This is a genomic window from Pseudomonas sp. R3-52-08, assembly GCF_003851745.1.
Lineage (GTDB): Bacteria > Pseudomonadota > Gammaproteobacteria > Pseudomonadales > Pseudomonadaceae > Aquipseudomonas.
In genome coordinates, this window is sequence record NZ_CP027730.1 from 3,073,996 (window position 1) to 3,084,719 (window position 10,724).

The 10,724-nt window shown below is 56.7% G+C and carries 7 protein-coding genes; 6 read left to right on the forward strand and 1 reads right to left on the reverse strand.

Translation table 11 applies throughout. The features are described 5' to 3' along the window. Positions 1-22 precede the first annotated feature (22 nt). Positions 23-1,618, reverse strand: coding sequence for a GMC oxidoreductase (locus C4J91_RS13995; protein ID WP_124362874.1), 1,596 nt, complete (start codon positions 1,616-1,618; stop codon positions 23-25). A 612-nt stretch (positions 1,619-2,230) separates the two neighbouring features. On the opposite strand from C4J91_RS13995, the gene C4J91_RS14000 reads away from it, so the two are divergent. The 6 genes from C4J91_RS14000 (at position 2,231) to C4J91_RS14025 (ending at position 10,612) form a co-directional block, all read left to right on the forward strand. Then, positions 2,231-3,376 carry a 2-deoxy-scyllo-inosose synthase gene (locus tag C4J91_RS14000; protein WP_124362875.1) on the forward strand — a complete coding sequence of 382 codons (1,146 nt, stop codon included), beginning with the start codon at positions 2,231-2,233 and terminating at the stop codon, positions 3,374-3,376. 154 nt (positions 3,377-3,530) lie between these two features. Beyond that, positions 3,531-5,330, forward strand: a complete 1,800-nt coding sequence (locus tag C4J91_RS14005) for a hypothetical protein (protein ID WP_124362876.1) — start codon at positions 3,531-3,533, stop codon at positions 5,328-5,330. A 1-nt stretch (position 5,331) separates the two neighbouring features. Next, positions 5,332-6,579 carry an aminotransferase class III-fold pyridoxal phosphate-dependent enzyme gene (locus C4J91_RS14010; protein WP_124362877.1) on the forward strand — a complete coding sequence of 416 codons (1,248 nt, stop codon included), beginning with the start codon at positions 5,332-5,334 and terminating at the stop codon, positions 6,577-6,579. Continuing rightward, entirely contained in the window at positions 6,576-7,307 is a 732-nt protein-coding gene (locus tag C4J91_RS14015; protein WP_124362878.1) for a PIG-L deacetylase family protein, read from the forward strand. The genes C4J91_RS14010 and C4J91_RS14015 overlap by 4 nt, the downstream gene beginning before the upstream one ends. Positions 7,308-7,403: 96 nt before the next feature. Next, positions 7,404-8,678 carry a DegT/DnrJ/EryC1/StrS family aminotransferase gene (locus C4J91_RS14020; protein WP_124362879.1) on the forward strand — a complete coding sequence of 425 codons (1,275 nt, stop codon included), beginning with the start codon at positions 7,404-7,406 and terminating at the stop codon, positions 8,676-8,678. A gap of 101 nt (positions 8,679-8,779) precedes the next feature. Then, positions 8,780-10,612: an ABC transporter ATP-binding protein gene (locus tag C4J91_RS14025; RefSeq protein WP_124362880.1), complete on the forward strand. Its 1,833-nt coding sequence runs from the start codon at positions 8,780-8,782 to the stop codon at positions 10,610-10,612. The last annotated feature ends 112 nt before the right edge of the window (positions 10,613-10,724 follow it).

Consider the following 10,724-nt stretch of genomic DNA (forward strand, 5'->3'; position numbering starts at 1 on the left):
ATGATTTTCAGTTAGCAACAGGCTATAGCGCTAGCGACGCGCTCGAACGACCCGTCGCATCGCGGGCGATCTGGCGAGCAATTCTCAATGCATTGGCCTGGATCGTCAGAGTAGGATTCACTCCGCCGGGGTAGGGCATGTAGCTCCCATCCGCAACGTAGACATTATCCAGCGAATGGAGCTTGCCATCACGATCCACTACGGACGTTCGGGGGTCGTCACCTGCGCGGCAGGTGCCGTGTAGGTGAGTACTGCCCATTGCGAAGTTGGAGGCTTCATGTTGGATATTTCGCGCTCCTGCGGCTTCGAGCCAGTCGGCTGAGCGCTCCACCATATAAGCCAAGCGTGTCAGATCCTTTCGATCCGTCGTGTAGTCGATCATCAACCGTGGAAAGCCCCATGAGTCTGTACTGCTTGCTAGACGGATCCGATTCCCGAGAGACGGATGGTCAGCGAGAATGGTTTCCACACGTAGCACCAAACAATCACCCTGTAGACGACTCAAGTCGTCGTGCTTGGCCTCGTAGATCAACCCGCCGACTCCGGTCGGACAGCGCTCGTCCAGATAGTGGTCAAGCGTGCAAACTGTCGAGAACGGCCCCCGATAACCTATCGGGTGATCGTCAATTTGCTGCCGATTTGTATGCACCACGCCCTGCGAATATTCGCTGAGTTTCATGCAAAGACCCCGACCCACCATATCGTAGTCATTGCCAAGCCCTCTTGGCGCATGAGGCGTAATCGAGCGGAGCAGTAGCGCCGCTGTTTGAATTGCATTGCAGGCCAGTACAAAACGATGCCCACGGATTGAACGAACCTGACCAGTTACGGTGTCCATGCACCGCACCGCGCTGGCACGATTGCGCTGTTCCTGCGTTAGTGCGATGGCTTTCACGCCCGTCAGCAGTAGCAGGTTGGGCATATCGGCCAAGGGAACGAGTAAGGAGTTCACCACATCGCGCTTGGCGCCGCGCGTGCATTGTGTCGAGATACATAAGGAGCAGAGGTCGCACCGGCTGCGGTCGATCGCTACAGGTGTCGGGCGGGGGGACAGGCCGAGCCGGAGCGCACCTTCCCACAAATGTTCCGCAGGCAGGCTCAGCGTATTTGGAGCCTGTCTTCGCCTACACTCAAACCCAGCGTGGTCGATGGATAGAATCGACTCTATCTCGTTGTAAAAAGGGGCCAGATCGGAAGCGCCGATGGGCCATTTCACCGGTAATCCCTCGACACGGATGAGCTCGCTGGGATCGAAATCGAATTCGGTATACCGAAACGAGGCTCCGCCGTAGAAAACCGTGCCACCACCAAGATTGCGCGTGCTCCATGGCCATCCCTGTAGATTCCATCCTTGCGTGGAATTTCCAGCCAGTGCGTGCTCTGCCTGTGCGTCAACGTCTGCATTGTTCGCACTGACCTTAAGTCTGGCGCCTTCCTCCAGCAAAAGAGTGCGAAGTCCTGCTCGAACGAAGGTGTCTGCAGCAACCGCACCAGCGGCCCCACTCCCAATGATGACCACGTCAAAAGGATCATCTAACAGGGTGTTTGACCGCAGCCCATGTATATGGGACGTACCGAGTGGACGGTCTTCGACGTGCTGCTTTAATGAAGAAGTCATCGTTATGGGTAGTCCTCTGACGGTGTCACATGGAAACGCTCAGAAAGTAATAAAGGTATCTCGTATTCCTGCCGAATCAATGATTCGATATCTACAAAGTTGCAGCGCACAATAGGCAGTCTATGGAGGAGCACTGTACTCGGACCACCAGTAAAGACCCTGAAGAAACCACTCTATTCCGGCGAAGTTAAATCAATCTAGCAGAGAAATCGAAAGTAGAGAATTGCAATTTACAGTTTTTACTGCGCATAGGAAGGCGGCGTAATATCTTTCCTGTGGCGCCGTAAGAGTCTTCGTACGTATAGCTTAAGTTTTAATCGTTTAAATATGTAACTTGGTGCATCTAGTTGTTGACGCTGTAGTGATCTTGAGAGTATTGATGTTTCAAGTGTTCTTTATTTGTTCGGTCGGTACACATGAGTGAAGAACAAATAGGCTTGGTTTTTCTTATGTGTGACGCCCCCCCCGCATGGGTGCAATTGTTGAGTCGGCGCTTTGTGATCCATATGTTTTGTGGATCGGCAATGCAGAGGCTGATGGCTGTGTTGACTAGCGCGATGGCGACGACGCCAGGTTGTTAACAACGCTCTTGTATACCGGAGAGAGAGTCTTATGCGTAACCTGCGACTTCAATTCGAAAATGAGTGCTATCCGGTATGGATTGGCGTTCGATGCGTAGATGAAATCATGTCGAATCTGCGTGAGCTTAGCGCATCGAGTTATCACATGATTACCGATAGTACCGTCAGTCAGTTGCATGCTGGCGTATTGTACGAGCGGCTTTCGGCTCAAGCTGTTGCCAGCCTTTGGGTCGTCGGCAATGGAGAGTCATGCAAGTGCTTGGGAACTGTCGAGAATCTTGCTCAAAAGATGGTACAAGACGGTATTGACCGGAGCAGCGTCATCGTCGCCGTGGGTGGCGGGGTAATCGGGAATCTCGCGGGATTAATAGCCGCATTGCTGTTTCGTGGCATTCGCCTCGTGCATGTGCCGACGACATTGATTGCAGCGGCAGATTCAGTCGCCTCGCTCAAGCAAGCAGTGAATCTTTCTCTAGGTAAAAATCTTTTGGGGTGTTTTCACAAACCCACGGCTGTTCTGATTGATATTAACTTCCTGCGCACGTTACCGGCGACGCAAATTAGGTCCGGAATGTACGAGATCATCAAGAATGCATTGACCGTGGCCACCGAGAACATCCCTCTGCTCGAAAAGGGATTGAAGCCGGACGCAAACTATTCCGATACGGAATTCATGGCTATTGTCGAAGCAGGTTTGTTTGCAAAACAAAAGGTGATGAAAGACGACAAACGCGAGCGGAAAGAGGCCCTTGTGTTTGAGTATGGCCATACGGTCGGCCACGCAATCGAACTCGCAGCGGAGGGTCGAGTGCCACATGGAGAAGCCGTCGGCCTAGGAATGATCGTGGCGGCAGAAGTTGCCAGCCGTCTAGGGCGGCTGAGCGAAGCAGACCGGAGTCTTCATTATCAGCTACTCAGACGTAACGGACTGACGGTTCGGTTGCCCGTCGGGGTTACTGTCGCCGCATTGATGGCCCTGCTGCGCACGGACAATAAGCGAGGTTATCTCAGCGCTCGTACTGACCAGGTCGTCATGATCCTGCTGGATGGTCTGGGGGTTCCAGCCGGGCCGGTTGGCAGACCACTGATGCTGGTCGACGCCTCGCTAATTCAGTCTTGCATTGAGGATTGTCTAACGGGGATCAAAGAGATCGCCGTCGAGGGAGGTTTTCAGTGACAAGTGCGCTTTTCATGCGCTGGCCAATGTGGGCCATCCGATCTCTAACTGCGTCGGTGTTTCGCGCTCGGCGCGACCACGGATCTCGGTACGTGCAATAACTATGACAGACCTTCTTGTAAGCCGGCCTACCCCGTTGGGCGCTGCGGGACTCATGCGCATCGATATTGGGCGAGTACTGAGTTACCTGCGTGCCGCGGCCGCTCCTGGAAATCTGGATCAATATCTGATGGCCTGTGCCTGCGTGCAATTCTGGGCCGACCTGCTCGCGGTGGGAAAACTAGACGGCGTACTCGTCGATACCAATATGGATGAACTCGGAGAGCAACTTCGCCGCGCCGAATGCGAGGCCGATCGCGCCGCACAGGCGATGCTGGGGCGAATAGCGGCTGCGTCCGAAGACATCGATCACCTCGCACTTGCGTGTGTCGCACTCCATGAAAACTCATCGCCCGATTCCCTGAGCAAAGTGCTCCACTTGCCGATGCCGGAGTGCTGCGGCTACGACCTTGCTGATCTCGAGTTGATTGCCGGCGATGTCGACCGATTGATCGCGCAGGTGCGCCTTGATCGGGCCTTCCTGATTGTCGGGATCCGCACTGGTGGAACATATCTTGCTCCGCTCTGGAAGGCAGTTCTGAGCGGATTAGGTATCGCTGATGTGCATTGGTGTACGGTGCGGCCGCGAGAAGGATGCGTGACATTTGATGGCTTAGAAACTGTTCGAGCCTGGTTGGAGTACCACTCCGTCCCTGTGATCGTGGTGGTGGATGATCGCCCGGATACAGGGGCGACAATGGAGCGCGTAGCGGCGCAGTTGCGCAAGCCCGGCGTCGATCTATGGTTTTCGAGCGTCGGAGAGCTATGGCACGGCCCGACGACGCATCCGATGCCGCCACACCCACAGGCTTACGTGCTGCCCGATTCGCGTGCACCACGGCTTTGGGAATGCTTGCTACCCGATGGACAACCTGAATTCATCGCACGACTGCGGGAAACATCGGGCATACCTTCGATCCCCGCCCAGGCGCGCCTGCACTTCCGTTGCCCGCAAGGTGAGGTGCGTTACGGGCAAAGTTGCGCCTGGCTTCCGTGGAACGACCCTCGGGTTCTAAACGGCCATCGGCCTTTGGTGAACCCGCGCAAGACGCCGATCGAAATTCTCGGACCTGATGGTGAGGTGCTGTTACATCTGCGTTTCATCGGTGAAGGCTTGTTCGGTCGTGCGGAGTTCGAGCGCGTGCGGAAGATGGGCACCACGGCCGCAGCCTGGTTAGTTGACGGTTATGCCATTACGGTCGACATCGGGCCCACGCGATCATTTCAAGAGGAGTTTCATATCGCGAACCGGCCGAGACGAGCCGACTTATTGCTTCAAGCGGCGAACTGGCTGACTGTCCCTGCACAGCAAACCATTGCCCATACATACCATAGCCCGGTGGTAATGGACCTTGATCCGCGCTGGTCGGCAATGGCAGATACTATGCAAGAGCGCTGCGGTTGCGATCCGCTGCAGGAGATATCTGAGCCACTAAGCGCGTTTCTAGCGGAGCCGGTACCTTGGCCGGGACAGGCGGGCACAGTGTTCCGTTCGTCCCTGCGTTATAGCAGTGGCGGTTGGCATTGGCAGGTTGACCAACACGGACGGCTTCATCGTTTTCAACTGGAAGCGAACTGGGGCGACGTCAGCTTTCCCGAGTTGGAATTGGCAGCTTTCATTCTCGAAAATCACTTGTCGATCGAAGACGCCGGGCAGCTCGCATCACTGTGCGGTCTCGCTTGGTTGAGCGTCCGGGAGAGCTTGTCATTAGCTGCGCTGATGATCATCGAGTCTAGGGTACGCAGCGTGAGAATACCCAGCGACAGTGGACGTATTACCTTCTACGAAGACTTCCATAAATTGATCAGGACAACCTCCGAGTTGGCCGAAATCAGCAAACCTTCCTGGAAATGACATGGACAGACCTGACCACATCGTCACCGACATCTATACCGCACAGCCCAGGCTGCGCGCCGTCAGTTCCAGGGGCGCCACGGTGACGCTCTCGGACGGCAAGCAGTATATCGACCTGATGAATGGCAAAGGCAGCGTCACGCTTGGGCACCACCACCCAGCAGTGAATTCAGCGATTACGCGCCATTTACACAGCGGACTAGCATCGGCGACCTGCTGGAGCAACCTGCATGAGGCGATCACCAACCGGATCATCGACGACGTCGGATTGAACGGAGCACGACTTGCCCTGTTCAGCACGGGGACGGAAGCCTGTCGGGCCGCCGTTCAGGTTGCACGGGAATTCACGGGCAAGCACGTCATAGCGAGTGCGGGTTATCACGGCTGGGGTGAGTACTGGGACAGCAGCGACTACTTGCTGGAAGCCAATGCGAGTGGAGTTATTGACTTCTACTTTGTGCCGGAACTGCTGGAGCAGGTGCTCGAACGGCATCGCGGACAAACGGCCTTGGTGATCTTGTCGCCCGACTACGTCCACTTGCAACCGGATACACTTCGTCGGCTGGCGCAGATCGCTCGATATGAGGGGGTGCTGCTGTGCTGCGATGATGTCAAGCAAGGATACCGCTCGGTGCGCGCCTCCCGATTTTCAGGGGCGGTCGGCTTCCAGGCCGATCTGTACACATTTGCCAAAGGATTGGCGAATGGTCACCGGCTTTCGTGCCTGGTGGGCCGATCCGATGTGATGGCCGCGGCGAAGGAATTTACCTATACCGCCTATTTTGACACGATCCCGATCGTGGCGGCGTTGGCCACACTGGACTACATGGACAGCCATGACGGTTACCAGCGATTGGTTCAATGTGGAGCCACCCTGGCTGCGGAAATGCGCAATATTGTGCGACGGATGGAGCTGCCCATCGAGATATACGGCGATGGTCCACTGCTGCAAATCGTGGGCGCCACTGAGGCATTGGATCAGGCCCTGTACGCGAATTGCGCCATGGCGGGCCTACTTCTATACGAAGGGGACAATCAGGCTGTCTCACTCGCGACCGGCGACGTGCTTGACGAACTGCTCGAACGTTTCGAGAAAGCGCTTACTGCCACTTCGCAACGGTTCCGAAAAGGCGGCCCCGCGTCGATCAGCCCGCAGCGGCGCTTCCAAGCAGCTTTTCGCATGATGGACGGAGCCAACGATATCGTTCCTGCCGAGGAAGCGATTCGTTGGATCAAGGAGCAGCGATGAGCCCGTCATCCCTGGAGTCGATGATGGGCAAGCGCATCCTGCTGCTATCACCTCATGCGGATGATGTTGCCTACTCGATAGGAGGCATCGTTGCGCGGCTTTCCAAACGAGTGGATCTCAGTCTCATGACAATCTTCGGCTACAGCGGATGGGCACTGCCGCAGGCTTCGTGCGAGAAGTCCGCAGATGCGATATCGGCAGAGCGGGAGCGCGAGGATCGTGCGTATTGTGCGCGACGGCGGATCGATTACGACCTTCTGTTGTGTCCGGATAGCTTTGTGATGGGATATGACGAAGTGACGGAACTTAGCATTGCCGCCACCGATGATCCCAGGACCGACGACGTCGTGAACATGATCCGTAACGCTGTGGCGTGTCGGTTGCCTGAAGTCGTGCTTGCTCCGTGCGGCCTTGGCGGGCATGTCGATCATCAGATCGTACGAATTGCCGCAGATGCGCTGCATCACATCGAAGTCCTTTACTACGAAGACGTTCCCTACAGCTCAAGCTTGAAGCTCCCAAAACTCGAAAGACAGCTTGCCGTTCAAGGCCTAACACCCGTCATGGCGGTCGACATCGAAGCAGTATTAGAAAGCAAATGCAAAGACATGTGGGGCTACCGTTCGCAAACCAGCGCATCCACCATCTCTGAGATGCTGCTACATGCTGGCCGTGTCGGCACAGGCACCACACGATATGCGGAGCGCCTGTGGCGTCGCTTAAATTGAATCCGCTTTAGCGAAAGAATTGATCTGGAAAAACCGCTGGCCTGACCCCGTGGCTGTCATGGGCAGACCGATTAACCCTGATTAACGGAGGCATCCATGTTGGAAACGCTAGCAATTTACGGAGGGGCTGCGGTCCACGATGGGAATTGGCCAAATTGGCCCCAGAGCAATGAGAACACTCAACGTAATGTTAATGCTGTGCTAGGCAGCCACCGGTGGTCCATCAGTGGTCAATACCGTGGGGGACCGTCTTGGGAAGAGCGTTTCGCACAGGCGTTTGCCGTTTACACTGGCGCTGGATATTGCGTGCCGTCCGCGACTGGTTCCACCAGCTTGAGCATGGCCTTGGAGGCCTGCGAGGTCGGGGCGTACGACGAGGTGATAGTGCCGGGCATGAGTTGGGTTGCATCAGCGTCCGCAGTACTCGGAGTCAATGCTATTCCCGTCCTGACCGACGTGGAGCCCGAGACCGGCTGCCTTGATCCAGTGGCACTTGAGCGCGCAATCACATCGCGCACACGAGCCATCACTGTGGTCCATCTTGGATCGGCGGTCGCCAACCTGGATCGCTTGGTGGCGATCGCCCAGGCGCACTCCATTCCATTGATTGAAGATTGCGCCCAAGCACATGGCGCCCGGTATGCCGGTCGGCATGTTGGTTGCTTCGGCGCGGCGGGCACCTTTTCTATGCAGCACAGTAAGCTGCTGACGAGCGGAGAGGGTGGGGCGGTGATTACTAACAACGAGAGCCTCGCACGCCGCCTGGCGCATCTGAGGGCCGACGGCCGAACGCTCTCCGAGCAGCCTCCTGGAATAGACGAAATGGCGCTGATTGAGACGGCGGAGGTCATGGGTAACAACCACTGCCTCTCGGAGTTTCATGCCGCGATCTTGGTGGCGCAACTCGAGGCCTTGGACGAGCAACTGGCACATAGGCGTCGTAATGCCGCTGTTCTGGACAGCTTTCTGGTTTCTCTTGGATTCCTGCCACAGGCTACCGCCCCTTGCACCACGGAACGGGCGCACTACACCTACGTTGTGCGGTTGCCTCAGTCAATTGTGGAGACGCAGGGCGCTGCGCGGTTCGCTGCGGCCTTATCCGCGGAAATCAGGTTGCCCTGCAAGACGATGTACGGCGCACTTAACCAGAATCGCCTCTATAACCCTTCCTCGCGACATCGGTTCGAACTGGGCAAGGCATTTACCGATGCCGTAGATCCATCCCGTTATCAATTGCCTATAGCGCAAGAGTTTTCCAGGTCCTGCATCGCTTTGCCTCATCGCATGCTATTGGCCGATACGAGCGCGATAGAGCATGTGGCCGCCGCTTTCGAAAAGGTAGCCAGGTTGATTAACAATCGGCGCGCTTAAGCGGACGCGCAAACGGCGTATTAATCGCGTTGTCTTGGTATGGCAAAGCATTGCCCGACATGCAGTAGGGCGTGTGGCATCAGTCGCGGGGAGGATAAATTTTGCTTGGTTTCTTTGAAAAACTGCTCTACCCGTTCCCTTCCTCCGAGCCATCGCCGCTGCCTCGGGGATTCTTCGCCTTTCTTTGGGCCTGCACACAGGGTGTACGCGGCAAGATCGCGGCCATGGCGGCACTCACGATGATAATGTCTGCCTTAGAAGTGATGCTGATTGCCATGCTCGGACACATCGTCGACTGGCTCAGCGTCCAGGTGCCGTCGCGCCTGTGGGCCGAGCGCGGCGAGACATTGCTATGGCTAGTCGCCGTGATGGTGGCCAGCATCGCCATAGTGGCGCTGCAGACTGTCGTCAAGCATCAGGCCCTCACCGTGAACTTGCCCATGCGGCTGCGGTGGAACTTCCACAGGCTGATGCTGGGGCAGAGCATGGCCTTCTATCAGAATGAGTTCGCGGGCCGTATCACGGCAAAGGTGATGCAAACCTCACTTGCAGTGCGCGAAACCATTTTCGTGCTGGCCGACGTCACGGTCACTATGAGTGTATACGTAACGACAATGATCATCCTGGCTGGCATGCTCGATGCGCAACTGGTATGGCCCTTTGTGAGCTGGCTCTTCCTTTACGTCGCGGCGTTGTTCTATTTCGTGCCTCACCTTGGCAAGTTCGGCAAGGAGCAGGCCGACGCGCGCGCGCTCTTGACGGGGCGTGTAACCGACGCCTACACCAACATTGCCACTGTCAAACTGTTCTCTCACACGCAACGCGAAGCAGGGTTCGCGCGCGAGGCCATGCGCGAATTCATGCGCACCGGCTACGGCGAGATGCGGCTAGTGAGCGCCTTTGAGATCGTCAACTATCTCCTGAGTATTGGGCTCACGATTGGCGCGACGGGCACCGCGTTGTGGCTGTGGTCGCAAGGCGCGGTAGGAGTGGGTGCCGTTGCAGCCGGCACCGCTATGGCATTGCGACTGCAGGGTATGTCGCAGTGGCTCATGTGGGAAATGACTAGTTTATTTGAGAACGTCGGCATAGTGCAGGACGGCATGAAGACGCTGTCGATCCCACCTTCCGTTCTCGAGGCGCCTGACGCCGTCGAGTTAGCAGTAACGCATGGTGAGGTACGATTCGAACGAGTGAGCTTCCGCTACGCCGAAACCGGTCGCCGCGTAATCGACGATCTGGAGCTCACGGTCAGGCCTGGCGAAAAAATTGGTCTGGTCGGCCGCTCGGGGGCTGGTAAGTCAACGCTATTGAACTTGCTGCTGCGCTTCCATGATCTGGAATGCGGTCGCATCCTGATCGATGGGCAGAACATCGCACACGCTAAGCAGGATTCGTTGCGCACCCAAATCGGCATGGTTACGCAGGACATCTCGCTGCTGCATCGGTCAGTAGCCGAGAATATTTCCTACGGAAGACCCGATGCAACGCTGGCACAGATAGAAGCGGCGGCGCGGCGCGCAGAGGCTCACACGTTTATCCAAAATCTCGGCGATGCGGGCGAGCACCACGGTTACGAGGCGCATGTAGGCGAGCGCGGCGTCAATCTCTCAGGCGGACAACGTCAGCGTATCGCCATTGCGCGTGTGATGCTGAAGGACGCACCCATCCTGCTGCTCGACGAGGCGACCAGTGCACTTGATTCTGAGGTCGAAGCCGTTATCCAGCAAAGCCTTTACCGGTTAATGGCAGGCAAGACCGTGATCGCGATCGCGCATCGACTCTCCACCATCGCGGCGATGGACCGCTTGATCGTGCTTGATGAGGGATGTGTTGTCGAACAGGGCGACCATACGGCGTTACTCGCGCAAGGAGGTCTTTACGCGAAGTTGTGGGCTCATCAGAGCGGCGGGTTCCTGGGCGACCCGAAATGAAAGTGCGCGGCCCATTGAAGACACGCCGACACCGACAGCATAGCGAGGTTGATATCCCAGATGCTGGTCCCTCTGCGTGCTTTACCACCCCGTTCACCGAATCTTGAGTACT